Below are 16,274 nucleotides of genomic sequence, written 5' to 3'. Positions count from 1 at the left end.
GTACGCGCCCGAGGACCGCGGCGCAGCCGCGTTCTCAGGGGCGCGGGGAACTGCGCGCCCAGCCACGACGCGCCCGCAGCCGAAGAGACCACAGCACACTCGCGGCGCAGCCGCGACTCAGCCCCGCGGCGGCGGAGCCTGCCCCAGAAGGCGGTCCTTCAGCGCCGGAAACTGCTCCCGCGTCGCCGCAACCCTCGCAGGGTCAAGATCGACGGTGAGGACCTCCTCACCACCCCCCGCCTCCGCGAGCACCTCACCCCACGGGTCGACCACGACACTGTGCCCCGCCTGCGGAACCCCCGCGTGCGTGCCGCCCGTGCCGCACGCCAGCACGTACACCTGGTCCTCGACCGCCCGCGCCCGCGCGAACAGCAGCCAGTGCTCCCGGCGCCGCTCGGGCCAGCCCGCGGGCACCACGAACATCTCGGCGCCCGCATCGACGAGGCCCCGGAAGAGCTCCGGGAAGCGCAGGTCGTAGCAGGTCGCGAGGCCGAGGGTGGTGTCCGGCGTGCGGACCGTCGCCAGCTCGGAGCCGGCCGCCATCATGACGGCCTCGCCCTTGTCGAAGCCGAAGCGGTGGATCTTCCGGTAGGCGGCGGCGAGTTCACCGGCCGGGGAGAAGACGAGCGAGGTGTTGTAGAGGGGCCCGTCCGGGTCCCGCTCGGGGATGGAGCCCGCGTGCAGCCACACGCCCGCGTCGCTCGCGGCCTTGGCCATGGCCTCGTACGTGGGGCCCTCCAGCGGCTCCGCCTCGCTCGCGAACGACTCGTACGCGAACGCGCCGGTGGTCCACAGTTCGGGGAGGACGACCAGATCCGATCCGTCCCGGGCACTCACCTCGCGTACCAGCGAAGCTACTCGGGACCGGCGGGAGTTGACCGGTTCGTCCTCGTCTACGGCGATCTGGATGAGGGAGGCGCGCACACTACCACCGTCCTGGCATTCGATCCGTCGGCACCATCAAGTACGGCCTACGATCGTCACACGAAAGCACTGCCGGGGTGCCTGCGGGCAGCGTAACTTAACGTCTCAGACACCCACCGCCCGCGTACAACCGCAAGGGGTCCCGTGAGTCTCCATCCCAGCCTGCAAAACTACGCCGATGCCTGGACGCATTCCGTGGAAGCGATATCCGAGCTGGTGTCGCCCCTCGCCGAGGGAGAGTGGAACTGGGCCACCCCCTGCCCCGGCTGGTCGGTGCGCGACATCGTCTCCCACGTCATAGGCCTGGACTGCGAGATGCTGGGCGACCCCCGCCCGATCCACACCCTGCCCCGCGACCTGTACCACGTACGGACCGAGGGCCAGCGGTACATGGAGATGCAGGTCGACGTGCGGCGCCACCACACCGCGCCGGAGATGACCTCCGAGCTGGAGTACACGATCATCCGCCGCACCCGGCAGCTGCGGAACGAGTCGCGGGAACCGAGCACCAAGATCCGCGGGCCGCTCGGCTCCGAGCAGACCCTCGAAATGGCCATGCGGCTGCGGGCGTTCGACGTGTGGGTGCACGAGCAGGACCTCCGTACGACGCTGCGCAAGCCCGGCAACCTCGACTCCCCTGGGGCGTACGTCGCCCGGGACCTGCTCCTCCAGGGCCTCCCGAAGGTCGTCGCGGAGAAGGCGGGCGCGCCCGTGAACTCGGCGGTCGTCTTCGACGTGAGCGGCCCCGTCGAGTTCCTGCGCACGGTCCGGCTCGACGCCGACGGCAAGGGCACGGTGGACGGCGCGCCCTCGCTGGGCCCGCTCGCCACCTTCGGCCTCGACTGGGAGACGTACTTCAGGCTCGCGTGCGGACGCGTGACGTACGCGTCGGTCGCCGACCGCGTCAAGGTCGAGGGCGACCACGAACTGGCGGACGCGATCCTGCGCAACTTCGCGGTGACTCCGTGACGCGGTGACCCCGTGACGTCGTGACGCCATGACGCCGTGACGCCGTGACGCCGTGACGCCGTAGGGATCAGACCGGCACGTGCACAGCCTCGACGCGGCTGGAGACCAGCCGTTCCCGCTCCCTGCGCACCGCCCGCGACTTGAGCCGCAGGATCTGGCAGAGCCCGAGCGCTTCCAGCACGAACACGGCGGAGAACGCGATCCGGTAGTTGTCGCCGGTCGCGTCGAGCAGCACGCCGATCGCGAGCAGCGTCGTCATGGAGGCGACGAAGCCGCCCATGTTCGTGATGCCGGAGGCCGTGCCCTGGCGCTCCGGCGGGTTGGCGGGCCGCGCGAAGTCGAAGCCGATCATGGAGGCGGGGCCGCAGGCGCCGAGGACCGTGCACAGCAGGATCAGCAGCCACATCGGCGCGTGGTCCCCGGGGTACGCGAGCGTGGCCGCCCAGGCAGTGGCCGTCGCCGCGATGGTGCCGAGCGCCAGCGGGAGGCGCGCGGCATGGTGCCGGGCCACGATCTGGCCGTAGACGAGGCCGATGACCATGTTGGAGAGCACGACCAGCGTGAGCAGTTCACCGGCCGTCGCCCGTGACAGGCCCTGCGCCTCGACGAGGAACGGCAGGCCCCACAGCAGCAGGAACACCATCGCGGGGAACTGCGTGGTGAAGTGCACCCACAGACCGAGCCGGGTGCCGGGCTCCCGCCAGGACAGGGCGATCTGCTTGCGGACGTAGGCGGCGCCGGTGTGCCGCACCGGTTCCGGCTCGTGCCCCTCGGGGTGGTCCTTCAGGAACAGCGTCATCAGGACGAGGACGACGACACCGCACAGCGCGCTGCCCGCGAAGGCCGCGGTCCAGCCGACGGAGTGCAGCAGCCGGGCCAGGACAAGGGTCGAGACGAGGTTGCCCGCCATGCCGACGAGGCCGGCGAGCTGGGCGACCATCGGGCCGCGCCGGGCCGGGAACCAGCGGGTCCCGAGCCGCAGGACGCTGATGAAGGTCAGCGCGTCACCGCAGCCGAGCAGGGCGCGGGAGACGAGCGCCATCCCGTACGAGGGGGAGAACGCGAAGCCGAGCTGGCCGATGGTGAAGAGGACGACCCCGATGGTCAGCACCTTCTTGGTGCCGAGCCGGTCGACCATCAGGCCGACGGGTATCTGCATGCCCGCGTAGACGAGCAGCTGGAGTATGGAGAAGGTCGACAGGGCCGACGCGTTGACGTGGAACCGGTCCGCGGCGTCGAGCCCGGCGACGCCGAGCGAGGTCCGGAAGATGACGGCGACGAAGTAGACGGCGACGCCGATGGACCAGACGAGGACGGCCTTCCGGCCGCCAATGGGGTCTACCCCAGCTCCTTCAGAGCTTGGGGAAGGGTCGCCGGGAAGGGGCTCGGGGTGGCTGGCGGAACTCATCGGACCTCGCCCCGCGCCAGGTTCTGGAACCAGCCGACGTGCCGGGTGACCACGGCGACGGCCGCGTCCGCGTCGCCGCGGCGCAGCGCGTCGAGGATCTCCTCGTGCTCGGCGAGGGTCTTCGCGATCCGGTCGGGGTGCGAGTGCATCACGGCGACGCCCATCCGCAGCTGCCGGTCCCGCAGCTGGTCGTAGAGGCGCGCGAGGATCTCGTTGCCGCCGCTGCGGACGATCTCCGCGTGGAAGCACCGGTCGGTGACCGCGGCCTCCGCGAGCTCTCCCGCGGCGGCCTGCGCCCGCTGCCGGCCGAGGAGCTCCTCCAGGCGGCCGATCAGCCCGGCGGGCGCGGGCACCGCCTTGCGCACCGAGTGCGTCTCGACGAGCAGCCGCGTCTCGACGACATCCGCGATCTCCTGCGCGGAGACGGGCAGCACGAGCGCGCCCTTCTTCGGGTAGAGCCGCAGCAACCCCTCCACCTCCAGCTTCAGCAGCGCCTCGCGCACCGGGGTGCGGGACACCCCCACGGCCTCGGCGAGCTCGCCCTCGGTGAGGAGCGTGCCGCCCTCGTAGCGGCGCTCCAGGACGGCCTGCTTGACGTGGGCGTAGACGCGCTCGGCGGCGGGCGGCGGCTTGATGGGGGTGATCGCGGCGGCTGACATGCGCACAGCATAGATACAACAGGTATACACCGAAATCCCCGTCCACATGGCGGGCACCCGTCCCGGAACTCACAGGCGTTTCGGCACATCCATCCGGGCCTCTCGCTCGTCTACTGAGTGAGCGGCACCCTCATGCAGCCGCAGCCCAGGGGCATTTGGAGCGTTAATCTTGAATACCGGCATTAAGGGCGTACGTCGCGCATCAGCAGTTCTCGTCACCGCGAGCGCGATGCTGGCCGGCGGCGCCCTCGTCACCCCGGCCCACGCGGCCGCACCGCCGAAGCCGTCCATCGTCGCCAAGGGCGGCTATGTGATGAACAACAGCACGGGGAAGAGCCTCTACACCAAGTCCGCCGACACCCGCCGTTCCACCGGCTCCACCACGAAGATCATGACCGCACGCGTGGTGCTCGGCCAGCGGAACCTCAACCTCGACTCCAAGGTCAAGGTCCAGAAGGAATACAGCGACTACATCGTCCGCAACAACTACGCCTCGTCGGCCCGCCTGATCGTCGGCGACAAGGTCACCGTCCGCCAGCTCCTGTACGGGCTGATGCTGCCGTCCGGCTGCGACGCGGCGTACGCGCTCGCGGACAAGTTCGGCAAGGGCACGACCCGGGCCAAGCGCGTGAAGAACTTCATCGGCCAGATGAACTCGACGGCCAGGTCGCTCGGCCTGTCCAACACGCACTTCGACTCGTTCGACGGCATCGGGCACGGCGCGAACTACTCGACGCCGCGCGACCTGACGAAGCTCGCGAGCAACGCGATGAAGTACTCCACGTTCCGCACGGTCGTGAAGACGAAGTCGACGACGCAGAAGGTCACCACGAAGTCCGGTGGCTACCGCAACATGTCGTGGTCGAACACGAACAACCTCCTCGGCTCCTACCGCGGCACCATCGGCGTGAAGACGGGCTCCGGCCCCGAGGCGAAGTACTGCCTCGTCTTCGCGGCGACCCGCAACGGCAAGACGGTCGTCGGCACGGTCCTGACGTCCTCCTCGCTGAACAACCGCACGAAGGACGCGAAGAAGCTGCTGGACTACGGCTTCAAGGTCGCCTGACGTCCGGAGAACACCGGAGGGGGCCCGCCGCGATCGCGCGGCGGGCCCCCTCTTCTTCGTGCTTACGCCCAGGTCATGAGCCGCTTCGGCTGCTCCAGGACCGCCGCCACGTCGGCGAGCACCTTGGAGCCCAGCTCCCCGTCCACCAGGCGGTGGTCGAAGGAGAGCGCGAGCGTCGTCACCTGGCGGGGCTTGACCTTGCCCTTGTGGACCCACGGCTGGAGCTTGATCGCGCCGACCGCGAGGATCGCGGACTCGCCGGGGTTCAGGATCGGCGTGCCCGTGTCGACGCCGAAGACGCCGACGTTGGTGATCGTCACCGTGCCGCCCTGCATGGCGGCCGGCGAGGTCTTGCCCGCGCGGGCCGTGGAGACCAACTCGCCGAGCGCCTCGGACAGTTCGGGCAGGGTCTTCGCGTGCGCGTCCTTGATGTTCGGCACGATCAGACCGCGCGGGGTGGCCGCGGCGATACCCAGGTTCACGTAGTGCTTCTGGACGATCTCCTGGTTCGCCTCGTCCCAGGCGGCGTTGACGTCCGGGTTGCGCCTGATCGCCACGAGCAGCGCCTTGGCGACGAGCAGCAGCGGATTGACCCGCAGCCCCTCGAACCCGTACGTCCCCGGGTCCCGCTTGATGTCCTCGACGAGCTTCATCGTGCGCGTCACGTCGACCGTCACGAACTCCGTGACGTGCGGCGCCGTGAACGCCGAGTCGACCATCGCCTGCGCGGTGACCTTGCGGACACCCTTGACCGGGACACGGGTCTCGCGGGCGTCCGCGCTCACCGCGGGGGCGGGCGCGGCAGCCGGGGCGGGGGCCTCCGTCGCCTGCGGGGCGGGCGCGGCGGCCGGGGCCGGGGCCACCGCCGCGTGCACGTCCTCGCGGGTGATGATCCCGTCGGGGCCGGACGGCTCGACCGTCGCCAGGTCCACGCCGAGGTCCTTGGCGAGCTTGCGCACGGGGGGCTTGGCCAGCGGCCGGGTGCCGTTGGCCGCGTCGCCGTTCACCGTGGCCGGCGGGCCCTGTGGCGCCGCCGGCTCCGGTGCGGTGACGGGGGCGTCGTCCCCGGGGGCGGCCTTCCTGGCCCGCCGCTTGGTCGAGGACTCGGCGACCCCATAGCCCACGAGCACGGGCTGACGTCCCTGCGGGGCGGCCTCCTCGGCGGGCTCGGTGGGCTCAGCGGGCTCGGCGGATGCGGCGGATGCGGCGGTGTCCTCGGCGGGGGCCGCGTCCACGGGAGCGGCCCCGCCCGACACGTCCACCGCGATGATCACCTGGCCGACATCGACCGTGGTGCCCTCCGGGAACCGGAGCTCACGTACGACACCGTTGAACGGAATGGGGAGTTCCACGGCCGCCTTGGCCGTCTCGACCTCGCACACGACCTGGCCGTCGGTGACGGTGTCGCCCACCGCCACGTACCACTTGAGGATCTCCGCCTCGGTGAGTCCCTCGCCCACGTCGGGCATCTTGAACTCGGCAAGAGCTGTGTCTGTCATCGTCGTCACGACCTCTCCCCTCAGTACGCCAGCGAGCGGTCGACGGCGTCGAGCACCCTGTCGAGACCCGGCAGGTACTCCTCCTCCAGGCGCGCCGGCGGATACGGCGCGTGATAGCCGCCGACCCTCAGCACGGGCGCCTCCAGGTGGTAGAAGCACCGCTCGGTGATGCGCGCCGCGATCTCCGCGCCCGTGCCCAGGAAGACCGGGGCCTCGTGCACGACGACCAGCCGCCGCGTCCTCTCGACCGACGCCTGCACGGTGTCGAAGTCGATCGGCGACATGGAGCGCAGGTCCAGGACCTCCAGGGACTTGCCCTCCTCCTCGGCGGCCGCGGCCGCCTCCAGGCAGACCTTGACCATCGGGCCGTACGCGGCGAGCGTGAGGTCGCTGCCCTCGCGGGCGACGACGGCCTTGTGGAGGGGGCCGGGGAACGCGTCCTTGTCGACCTCGCTCTTGTCCCAGTAACGCCGCTTCGGCTCGAAGAAGATCACCGGGTCGTCGCTCTGGATGGCCTGCTGCATCATCCAGTAGGCATCCGCCGAGTTCGAGGGAGAGACCACCTTCAGGCCCGCCACGTGCGCGAACAGCGCCTCGGGCGACTCGCTGTGGTGCTCGACCGCGCCGATCCCGCCGCCGTACGGAATGCGGATGACGACCGGCATCTTGATCTTGCCGAGCGCGCGGGCGTGCATCTTCGCGAGCTGCGTGACGATCTGGTCGTAAGCGGGGAAGACGAAGCCGTCGAACTGGATCTCCACCACCGGGCGGTACCCGCGCAGCGCGAGGCCGATGGCCGTGCCGACGATGCCCGACTCGGCGAGCGGGGTGTCGATGACCCGCTCCTCGCCGAAGTCCTTCTGCAGCCCGTCCGTCACGCGGAAGACGCCGCCGAGCTTGCCGACGTCCTCACCCATGATGAGGACCTTGGGGTCGTTCTCCAGCGCGGTGCGCAGCGATTCGTTGATCGCCTTGGCGATGGGAAGTTTCTGGACGGCCATGGCTACTTGCCCTCCCCGCCCGCGGGGGCGTCCGCGAACGACGCCTGGTAGGCGGCGAACTGGGCGCGCTCCTCGTCGACGAGCGCGTGCCCGTCCGCGTACACGTTCTCGAAGATCGCCATCAGATCGGGATCCGGCATCGCCCGCACCACCTCTCGCACTCGCTTGCCCAACGCTTCGCTCTCGTCGTCGAGTTCCGCGAAAAATCCCTCATCCGCGTGACCTTCGGTCTCCAGATAGGCCCGCAGCCGCAGGATCGGGTCCTTGACCTCCCAGGCCGCCCGCTCGTCGTCGTTGCGGTACTTGCTCGGGTCGTCGGACGTGGTGTGGGCGCCCATGCGGTACGTGAACGCCTCGATCAGCGCCGGTCCCTCGCCCGCGCGGGCCCGCTCCAGCGCCCACTTGGTGACGGCGAGACAGGCCAGCACGTCGTTGCCGTCGACCCGCACACCGGGGAAGCCGTAGCCCTGCGCGCGCTGGTAGAGCGGCACCCGGGTCTGCTTCTCGGTGGGCTCGGAGATCGCCCACTGGTTGTTCTGGCAGAAGAACACGACCGGGGCGTTGTAGACCGCGGAGAAGGTGAACGATTCGGCCACGTCGCCCTGGCTGGAGGCGCCGTCTCCGAAGTACGCGATCACGGCCGAGTCCGCGCCGTCCTTGGCCACGCCCATCGCGTAGCCGGTGGCGTGCAGGGTCTGCGAGCCGATGACGATCGTGTACAGGTGGAAGTTGTTGCCGTTCGGGTCCCAGCCGCCGTTGTTCACGCCGCGGAACATGCCGAGCAGGTTCGTCGGGTCGACGCCGCGGCACCAGGCGACGCCGTGCTCGCGGTACGTGGGGAACACGTAGTCGTCGTCGCGGGTGGCCCGTCCCGAGCCGATCTGGGCGGCCTCCTGGCCGAGCAGCGAAGCCCACAGGCCCAGCTCGCCCTGGCGCTGCAGGGCCGTGGCCTCGGCGTCGAAGCGGCGGGTGAGGACCATGTCGCGGTAGAGGCCGCGCAGCTCCTGCGCGGTGATGTCCGCGACGTACGCGTCGTACACCGCGTTCTTCGCGTCCTTGACCCGCTTGCCCTCGGGCGTCAGCAGCTGTACGAGCTCGGGCTCCGTGCTTTTCTGCGGGGCGGGCTTCTTGGCGCTCGCGCGCTTGCCGCCGCTGGTACTGCTGCGGCGCGGTTTGCGCGCGGCGGTGCTCTCCACGGTCACGTGTGCTCCTCCGTCGGTCCGGCCCCCGGGATTACCGGGTAAGCCAGTACGGCTCGCCTGGTCCGTGCCCGCGCACGGGGTGGGTGCGGCTCGGCCGGGAACAGGCGTGACAGGTGCCCCGGCGAGCGCCCTGCACAAAGCACGTTACCCAGTGCTCACCAATTCTGTGAAACCCCATCTGACCTGCGAATTTGCTTGGAAATCCAAGTACCTGACTGCTTGGATTTCCGAGTAGTTCGAGAAAGGCGGGAACACTTCCTGGTCACAGCACTGATCACAGCCTGGCAGGGGGCCGGAACACCGGCACGTTATCCCGGCCACCCCAGGGACGGGAAGAGTTCCGCCCGGGCATACGCGGAGATCGTGTGTGAGACTGGCTCCGTGCGCGAAGACGGAAAAGTTACGGTATTTCTCCTCGACGACCATGAAGTGGTCCGGCGTGGAGTCCACGAGCTGCTCTCCGTGGAGTCCGACATCGAGGTCGTCGGCGAGGCGGGCACCGCGGCGGACGCCCTGGTCAGGATCCCGGCGACCCGGCCGGACGTGGCCGTGCTCGACGTGCGCCTGCCGGACGGCAGCGGTGTGGAGGTGTGCCGCGAGATCCGTTCGCAGAACGAGGACATCAAGTGCCTGATGCTCACCTCGTTCGCCGACGACGAGGCCCTCTTCGACGCGATCATGGCCGGTGCCTCCGGTTATGTCCTCAAGGCCATCCGCGGCAACGAACTCCTCACCGCCGTGCGGGACGTGGCCGCCGGCAAGTCCCTGCTCGACCCCGTCGCCACGGCCCGGGTCCTGGAGCGGCTGCGTGACGGCAACAACGCCAAGGGTGACGACCGCCTGGCCAACCTCACCGACCAGGAGCGGAAGATCCTCGACCTGATCGGCGAGGGCCTGACGAACCGCGTCATCGGCGAAAGGCTGCACCTCGCCGAAAAGACGATCAAGAATTACGTCTCCAGCCTGCTCTCCAAGCTGGGCATGGAGCGGCGCTCCCAGGCCGCCGCGTATGTGGCGCGCATGCAGGCGGAGAAGCAGCACTGACGCGGAGAGGGCAAGGAGCGCGGAGAGCGCGAGGGACGTACGCCCTCGGTTTGCGCGAGGGACTTACGTCCTCGGTTCATGAGGGCGTGATCCCCTTTTCCGATGCCCTGTCCATGAACCATGGTGGGGGAATGCCCACCGACGAACAGCTCGCCTTCGAACTGCTCGGCCGCACCGACTACGGCCGGGTGGCGACCAGCATGCGCGCGCTGCCCTTCCTCGCGGCGTCCCGTCACATCGTCGTCGACGGGAAGATCCTGCTGCGCATGCACAAGGGATACGGCTACCACCAGGCCTGCATCGGCAGCGTCGTCGCGTACGGCGCGGACAACCTCAGCACCGCGGGCGCACAGGACATCCAGTGGACCGTGCAGCTCGTCGGCGTCTGCGAGGCGGTCGAGCCGACCCGCGCCGAGCTCGAACTCTTCGGCCCCGGGCCGCGCCTCGTCGACGGCGGGCCCTTCGACCCCGTCTACCTACGGATAGAGCCGCAGTTCAGCACGGTCCACACGCTGCAGGCAGGCCACGACCGCCAGCTGCAGCACATGCGCTGACGTACGGGGCTCATGCCCTGACGGACAAGGCGTCAGGGCCTCAGGGCCTCAGGGCGCTTCGCCTTCGTTGCCGCCGTTCTCCGCGCCCTCGTCGCTGCCGCCCGGGTCCGTCGGAGGGTCGGTGGGCGGGGTCGGGTCCCCGGTCGGCGTCGTCGGGTCCTCGGTGGGCGTCGTCGGGTCGCCGGTGGGGGTCGACGGGTCGCCGGTGGGCGTCGTCGGGTTCGTCGTCGGATTCGCCGGACCGGTCGGCTGGTTGGTCGGCGGGTCGTAGTCCGTCTCCCCGCCGGTGCCGGTGCCCGGGTCCTCCGTCTCGTCCGTCGTCTCCTTGTCCGCGCTCTTGCTCGGCTCCTTCGACTGCGACTGCTTCGTCGCGGGAGTCTTCGGCGGGTCCTTCTGGTCCTTCTTGCCGCTCGCGTTCAGCGCGAACGCGACGCCCACCGCGATCGCGATGACCGCGAGCACGGCGAAGAGCCACATCTTGCCGCGGCCGCCCCTGCCGCCGCGCGGCCCGCCGTCGAAACCGCCGTCGTCACCCGGCGGACGCAGCATGGGGCTCGGGATCTGCGCGGTCCCGGAGTCCGGGTGCGGCATCACGGTGGTGCCCGCGACGCCCATGGCGGGGGTGTTGCCGCCCTCGTGCATCTCGACGGGCCCGGTGTTCCAGGTGCCCGTGTGGCTGCCCTGCTCGTTCAGCATCTGCAGCCCGTACTGGACGAGGCCGCGCATCTCCTCGGCGGTCTGGAACCGGTCGTCCGGGTCCTTGGCGAGGGAGCGCATGACGAGCCCGTCCAGCTCCGGCGGCGCCGCGTCCGAGACCTCGGACGGCGGCACGGCCTGGTCCTGGACGTGTTGGTAGACCACGGAGAGCGGCGTCTCACCGGTGAACGGGGGCCGCAGCGCGAGCAGTTCGTAGAGCAGACAGCCGGTCGCGTACAGGTCGGAGCGGTGGTCGACGGCCTTGCCGAGCGCCTGCTCGGGCGACAGGTACTGGGGCGTGCCCATGACCATGCCGGTCTGCGTCATCGTCGACTGCGCGCCGTGCAGGGCGCGCGCGATGCCGAAGTCCATCACCTTCACCGCACCGGTGTTGGTGATGATCACGTTCGCGGGCTTGATGTCGCGGTGCACGATGCCGTGCTGGTGCGAATACGCCAGCGCTTCGAGCACGCCCGACACGATGATCAGGGCCTGTTCCGGACCCGGTGCCTCCGCGTTGAGCAGCAGATCGCGGATCGTCCGGCCCTCGACGATCTCCATGACGATGTACGGGACGACACTCGGCCCGACGGCGTCTTCACCGGAGTCGTACACCGCGACCACAGCGTGGTGGTTGAGACCGGCGACGGACTGGGCCTCACGCGTGAAACGCGCCTTGGAGACCGGGTCCTCCGCGAGGTCGGAGCGGAGCAGCTTGACCGCGACCGTACGACCGAGACGTACGTCCTCGGCTGCGAAAACCTCGGCCATGCCGCCCCGGCCGAGTCTGTGCGTCAGCCGGTACCGGCCGTCACCCACGAGCCCGCCGTTGCCCCACAATTCAGGCGCGTCCGACATACCGCCGCCAGTCGCCTCGGGGTCGGACGGGCCCTGAGCGCGCTGCGTCTGTGCCATCAGTCCTCGCCGTCGTTTCTGGTCGTGGTACGTGGTGCCGAGTACGTCGCGGTACGGGGTACTCCGACGGGCCACGCTACAGCCTTCGCACCACCCACCGGTTCGAGGTGGACCGGACATCAAAGCCGTCCCGGGGTCCCGTGCGCAAACTTGTAACGCTTCCGAGACGCTTCTTGCGCGTACGGTCACGGAACGGGCACCGAGCTTGACGCGTCATCGTCCTCGGGCAGACTTGGCCTGGAATAGCGGTTATCGATCACCAGCCGCGGAGCCGTCCGGCAGCCGCGCCAATGGGGGACGCACTAGATGAGCAGCCAGGACGGCGCACAGGGGCGGTACGCGGGGCGTTCGCTGGCCGGCGGCCGCTACCAACTGCGTGATCTGCTCGGCGAGGGCGGCATGGCGTCGGTGCACCTCGCCTACGACACCGTGCTCGACCGCCAGGTCGCCATCAAGACGCTCCACACCGAGCTCGGCCGCGAGCAGTCCTTCCGCGAACGCTTCCGCCGCGAGGCCCAGTCGGTGGCGAAGCTCACTCATACGAACATCGTGTCGGTCTTCGACACCGGCGAGGACGACCTCGACGGCGCGACGATGCCGTACATCGTCATGGAGTACGTCGAGGGCAAGCCGCTCGGCTCCGTCCTGGACGCGGCCGTCACCCAGTTCGGCGCGATGCCGAGCGACCAGGCGCTGAAGATCACCGCTGATGTGCTCGCGGCCCTGGAGATCAGCCACGAGATGGGCCTGGTCCACCGCGACATCAAGCCGGGCAACGTCATGATGACCAAGCGCAACGTCGTGAAGGTCATGGACTTCGGCATCGCCCGCGCCATGCAGTCCGGCGTCACCTCCATGACGCAGACCGGCATGGTCGTCGGCACCCCGCAGTACCTCTCCCCGGAGCAGGCGCTGGGCCGCGGCGTCGACGCCCGCTCCGACCTGTACTCCGTCGGCATCATGCTGTTCCAGCTGACCACCGGACGGCTGCCGTTCGAGGCGGACTCGCCGCTCGCCATCGCGTACGCGCACGTCCAGGAGGAGCCGGTCGCTCCCTCCTCGATCAACCGTTCCCTGCCGCCCGCCGTCGACGCGATCGTCGCCCGCGCGCTGAAGAAGAACCCGAACGAGCGTTTCCCGACCGCCGAGGCCATGCGCGACGAGTGCCTGCGCGTCGCCCAGTCCTTCCAGGCGGCGGCTCCCAGCATCGTGCCGGGCGCGCAGACGGCGAGCGGCGCGGGCGTCGGCTCCGCGGTCTTCCCGCCGGTCGACACGTCGCTGCCGCAGGGCGGCCCCGTCCAGACGCCGTACCAGCCTGGTCCCTACGGCCCGTCGACCCCGGCCCCGACGCCCACCCCGGGCTACGGCTACCCGCAGCAGGCCGGCTACCAGACCCCGCCGCCCGCCAACGCGTACGCCCCGCAGCAGGGAGCGCACACCCCGCCGCCGTACAACCTCTCGCCGCAGCCGGTCACGACGGCCTCGACGGGTGGCCCGGGCGGCTCGGGTTCGGGCGGCACGGGTGGCTCGGGTGGCTCGGGTGGCCGCAAGCGGAACATGCCGGTGATCGTCGGCTCGATCGTCGTCGCGCTCATCGCCATCGGCGGCCTGATCACCGCGCTGTCGCTGAGCGGCGACGACGGCGGCAAGGAAGCCACCGGCGACAAGTCGAAGCAGCCGGTCGCGGGGCACAAGGGGCCCGATCGCAACCAGACGATCGAGACCGAGAAGTGCACCGAGCCCGATGTGGGCTACAACGACGAGGAAAAGATCAAGGTCCCGGACTTCACCTTCCGGGACTGGAGGTCCGTCCTGTCCTGCATCCAGGCGGCCGGCTGGGGCTACGACAAGCGCAAGGTCAACGAGAACGCCTACGGCGAGGACACGGTCATGCGGCAGGTCCCGAAGGAAGGCACGGAGGTCGACCCGAAGGGCCTGGAGATCCAGTTCGACATCTCGACGGGCAACCCGGCGTAGTCCTCGCGCCGGTCCGCACGCGGAGCCGGTCCGTACGCGGAGAGGGTCCGTACACGGAGAGGGGCTCGGTACGCGCTTCGCGTACCGAGCCCCTCTGTGTGTCCGTGCCGCGGGGCGGTCAGGGCTTACAGGTAGGGGCCTCCCGTGCGGCCCGCGAGGCCGCCGCCACTCTCGTCCTCCTCGTCACCGCCGCCCACACCGGGCGGCAGGGCCCTGCGCATCTGCTCCAGCTGGGCCCGCGCCGCCATCTGCTGCGCGAACAGGGTCGTCTGGATCCCGTGGAAGAGGCCTTCGAGCCAGCCGACCAGCTGCGCCTGTGCGATGCGCAGCTCCGCGTCGCTCGGCGTCGCCTCCTCGGTGAAGGGCAGGGAGAGCCGCTCCAGCTCCTCCACCAGCTCGGGGGCGAGGCCGTCCTCGAGCTCCTTGACCGAGCTGGCGTGGATCTCCTTGAGGCGGACCCGGCTCGCCTCGTCGAGAGGAGCCGCCCGCACCTCCTCGAGCAGCTGCTTGATCATGCTGCCGATGCGCATTACCTTGGCCGGCTGTTCGACCATCTCCGTCACCGGGACCTCGCGGGATTCGTCGTCTCCGCCACCACCGAGAGCCATTCCGTCCTGGCCCACGACCAGGACCTGGGGGCTCTCCGGCGACCGTTCGTTCCTCGGCATCTCCATGCCGCCATTCTCTCGCACCCGTACATCACACATCGGTGGTGCCCCCGTACGGAGCTGATCCACCCTCAGCCGCGCCGCAGCCGCAGGCCCAGGAAGCCGAGACCGAGGCCGATGAGGAGGAGGCCGCTGCCGAGGGGCAGGACGCGGAGGTTCGGCAGGACGGGGCCGACGGGCGCCCGTCTCGTGGGGTCGGACGCGGTGTCCCGGTGTCCCACGGGGTTCGGCATCGGCTGCTGCGGGGGCGGGGGGATGCGGGCCGGTGTGTAGGGCTTCGGCGGCAGGTCGGGGGGCGGCGGCTGGGCCCTCCCCGGCCGTTCGCGGCCCTCACCCGGGCGGCTCCCGGCGCGGGACGTCTCGTCGACGGTGGTGACGGGACGTCTGGGCGGGGCGTCGGCCGCGTACGAGACGAGGCCGGGGAAGACCGCCGCGAGGACCGCGCAGAGCGCGATGCCGACAAGGAGGGGGCGGACAGGGCGGAGGGGACGGACGGGGCGAACGGAGCGAACGGGGCGGCGGACCGCCCGGGAAGTCTTCACCGCGCTGACCCCCTCCCGCTGCCGGGACGCTGCTGGGACGTCAAGATCCTGAAAGATCACTGCACCAGCATCAAGCGTCACATGGTGCGATGAATCCGGCATCTCGGCCTGATGCGGCAGGGGGCCTCGCAGCAGCATGCGGCAGGGGGCCTCGCAGCAGCGTTACCGGGTGAGGAGCACCTTGCCGATGTGGCTGCTCTCCTCCAGAATCCGGTGCGCGGCCGCCGCGTCGCTCATCGGCACCGTCCGGTCGACGATCGGCCGCACATGGCCCCCGCCGATCAGCGGCCAGACGTGCTCGCGCACCGCCGCGACGATGGCGGCCTTCTCGGCGGCGGGACGACCGCGCAGCGAGGTGGCGGTGACGGCGCCCCGCTTGTTCAGGAGCGCCCCGATGTTCAGCTCGCCCTTGGCGCCGCCCTGCATGCCGATGATCGCGAGCCGGCCGTTGACGGCGAGGGCCTTGACGTTCCGGTCCAGGTACTTCGCGCCCATGTTGTCGAGGATGACGTCCGCGCCCGCCCCGTCCGTGGCCCGCTCGATCTCCTCGACGAAGTCCTGCTCGCGGTAGTTGATCAGGACGTCCGCCCCCAGCTCGCCGCAGAACGCGAGCTTCTCCTTGCTGCCCGCCGTGACGGCGACCTTCGCACCGACGGCCTTGGCGAGCTGGATCGCCATGGTGCCGATGCCGCTCGAACCGCCGTGCGCGAGCAGGGTCTCGCCGGGCCTGAGGTGGGCGATCATGAAGACGTTGGACCACACGGTCGAGGTCACCTCGGGCAGCGCGGCCGCCGTGACGAGGTCGACGCCGTCGGGCACGGGCAGCAGCTGGCCGGCGGGCACGACGACCTGTTCCGCGTAACCGCCGCCCGAGAGCAGCGCGCACACCTCGTCACCGACCGCCCAGCCCGAGACGCCCGGGCCGATCGCGGTGATCCGGCCGGAGCACTCCAGGCCGGGGTACGGGGAGGCGCCGGGCGGCGGGTTGTAGAACCCCTGCCGCTGCAGCAGATCGGCGCGGTTCACGGCGCTGGCCACCACCTCGACGAGCACCTCGCCCTCGCCGGGCTCGGGATCGGACACCTCGGCCCACACGAGCGCTTCGGGGCCACCGGGTTCGGGGATCGTGATCGCATACATACGCCCGAGG

General features: G+C 70.3%; 15 protein-coding genes. 5 read left to right on the top strand and 10 right to left on the bottom strand.

Going from position 1 to position 16,274, the window contains the following annotated elements:
- Positions 1 to 117 precede the first annotated feature (117 nt).
- Positions 118 to 924, bottom strand: coding sequence for a carbon-nitrogen family hydrolase (locus tag AB0N81_RS25020; RefSeq protein ID WP_365361938.1), 807 nt, complete (start codon positions 922 to 924; stop codon positions 118 to 120).
- Positions 925 to 1,068: 144 nt separating this feature from the next.
- Here AB0N81_RS25020 and AB0N81_RS25015 point away from each other — a divergent pair, with 144 nt between their 5' ends.
- Complete coding sequence (locus AB0N81_RS25015) at positions 1,069 to 1,893, top strand: maleylpyruvate isomerase family mycothiol-dependent enzyme (RefSeq protein ID WP_365361935.1); 825 nt, start codon at positions 1,069 to 1,071, stop codon at positions 1,891 to 1,893.
- Between the two features lie 67 nt (positions 1,894 to 1,960).
- Here the strand turns inward: AB0N81_RS25015 and AB0N81_RS25010 are convergent, their stop codons facing one another.
- Positions 1,961 to 3,301 carry an MFS transporter gene (locus AB0N81_RS25010; protein ID WP_365361933.1) on the bottom strand — a complete coding sequence of 447 codons (1,341 nt, stop codon included), beginning with the start codon at positions 3,299 to 3,301 and terminating at the stop codon, positions 1,961 to 1,963.
- Positions 3,298 to 3,960: a GntR family transcriptional regulator gene (locus tag AB0N81_RS25005; protein ID WP_365361931.1), complete on the bottom strand. Its 663-nt coding sequence runs from the start codon at positions 3,958 to 3,960 to the stop codon at positions 3,298 to 3,300. Before AB0N81_RS25005 ends, AB0N81_RS25010 begins: the two co-directional genes overlap by 4 nt.
- Before the next feature lie 169 nt (positions 3,961 to 4,129).
- Here AB0N81_RS25005 and AB0N81_RS25000 point away from each other — a divergent pair, with 169 nt between their 5' ends.
- Positions 4,130 to 5,026, top strand: a complete 897-nt coding sequence (locus AB0N81_RS25000; RefSeq protein WP_365361929.1) for a D-alanyl-D-alanine carboxypeptidase — start codon at positions 4,130 to 4,132, stop codon at positions 5,024 to 5,026.
- A 62-nt stretch (positions 5,027 to 5,088) separates the two neighbouring features.
- On the opposite strand, the gene AB0N81_RS24995 is transcribed toward AB0N81_RS25000, so the two are convergent.
- Genes AB0N81_RS24995 through pdhA form a run of 3 tightly spaced genes read right to left on the bottom strand, consistent with a single transcriptional unit; the run spans position 5,089 to position 8,728 of the window.
- Positions 5,089 to 6,534: a dihydrolipoamide acetyltransferase family protein gene (locus AB0N81_RS24995; RefSeq protein ID WP_365361927.1), complete on the bottom strand. Its 1,446-nt coding sequence runs from the start codon at positions 6,532 to 6,534 to the stop codon at positions 5,089 to 5,091.
- Positions 6,535 to 6,545: 11 nt separating this feature from the next.
- The gene (locus AB0N81_RS24990; RefSeq protein ID WP_365361925.1) at positions 6,546 to 7,526 is read right to left on the bottom strand and encodes an alpha-ketoacid dehydrogenase subunit beta; all 981 of its coding nucleotides are present in this window, start codon (positions 7,524 to 7,526) and stop codon (positions 6,546 to 6,548) included.
- 2 nt (positions 7,527 to 7,528) lie between these two features.
- Positions 7,529 to 8,728, bottom strand: a complete 1,200-nt coding sequence (gene pdhA / locus AB0N81_RS24985; RefSeq protein ID WP_365361923.1) for a pyruvate dehydrogenase (acetyl-transferring) E1 component subunit alpha — start codon at positions 8,726 to 8,728, stop codon at positions 7,529 to 7,531.
- Positions 8,729 to 9,109: 381 nt separating this feature from the next.
- On the opposite strand from pdhA, the gene AB0N81_RS24980 reads away from it, so the two are divergent.
- Together AB0N81_RS24980 and AB0N81_RS24975 are read left to right on the top strand one after the other, a co-directional pair.
- The gene (locus AB0N81_RS24980; protein WP_365361921.1) at positions 9,110 to 9,772 is read left to right on the top strand and encodes a response regulator transcription factor; all 663 of its coding nucleotides are present in this window, start codon (positions 9,110 to 9,112) and stop codon (positions 9,770 to 9,772) included.
- A 131-nt stretch (positions 9,773 to 9,903) separates the two neighbouring features.
- Positions 9,904 to 10,326: a pyridoxamine 5'-phosphate oxidase family protein gene (locus AB0N81_RS24975; RefSeq protein WP_365361919.1), complete on the top strand. Its 423-nt coding sequence runs from the start codon at positions 9,904 to 9,906 to the stop codon at positions 10,324 to 10,326.
- A 48-nt stretch (positions 10,327 to 10,374) separates the two neighbouring features.
- On the opposite strand, the gene AB0N81_RS24970 is transcribed toward AB0N81_RS24975, so the two are convergent.
- The gene (locus tag AB0N81_RS24970; protein WP_365361917.1) at positions 10,375 to 11,937 is read right to left on the bottom strand and encodes a protein kinase; all 1,563 of its coding nucleotides are present in this window, start codon (positions 11,935 to 11,937) and stop codon (positions 10,375 to 10,377) included.
- A gap of 306 nt (positions 11,938 to 12,243) precedes the next feature.
- Here AB0N81_RS24970 and AB0N81_RS24965 point away from each other — a divergent pair, with 306 nt between their 5' ends.
- The gene (locus AB0N81_RS24965) at positions 12,244 to 13,914 is read left to right on the top strand and encodes a protein kinase (protein WP_365361915.1); all 1,671 of its coding nucleotides are present in this window, start codon (positions 12,244 to 12,246) and stop codon (positions 13,912 to 13,914) included.
- 125 nt (positions 13,915 to 14,039) lie between these two features.
- On the opposite strand, the gene AB0N81_RS24960 is transcribed toward AB0N81_RS24965, so the two are convergent.
- The 3 genes from AB0N81_RS24960 to AB0N81_RS24950 form a co-directional block, all read right to left on the bottom strand.
- Positions 14,040 to 14,588, bottom strand: a complete 549-nt coding sequence (locus tag AB0N81_RS24960) for a bacterial proteasome activator family protein (RefSeq protein WP_365361913.1) — start codon at positions 14,586 to 14,588, stop codon at positions 14,040 to 14,042.
- A 65-nt stretch (positions 14,589 to 14,653) separates the two neighbouring features.
- Positions 14,654 to 15,124 (bottom strand): hypothetical protein, encoded by a 471-nt coding sequence (locus AB0N81_RS24955; RefSeq protein WP_365361911.1) that lies wholly within the window; start codon positions 15,122 to 15,124, stop codon positions 14,654 to 14,656.
- A 162-nt stretch (positions 15,125 to 15,286) separates the two neighbouring features.
- Complete coding sequence (locus AB0N81_RS24950) at positions 15,287 to 16,264, bottom strand: NAD(P)H-quinone oxidoreductase (RefSeq protein WP_365361909.1); 978 nt, start codon at positions 16,262 to 16,264, stop codon at positions 15,287 to 15,289.
- Positions 16,265 to 16,274 lie beyond the last annotated feature (10 nt).

It is taken from the genome of Streptomyces sp. NPDC093510, from assembly GCF_040683555.1.
GTDB lineage: Bacteria > Actinomycetota > Actinomycetes > Streptomycetales > Streptomycetaceae > Streptomyces.
This window is presented reverse-complemented; position numbering and strand designations above follow the sequence as displayed.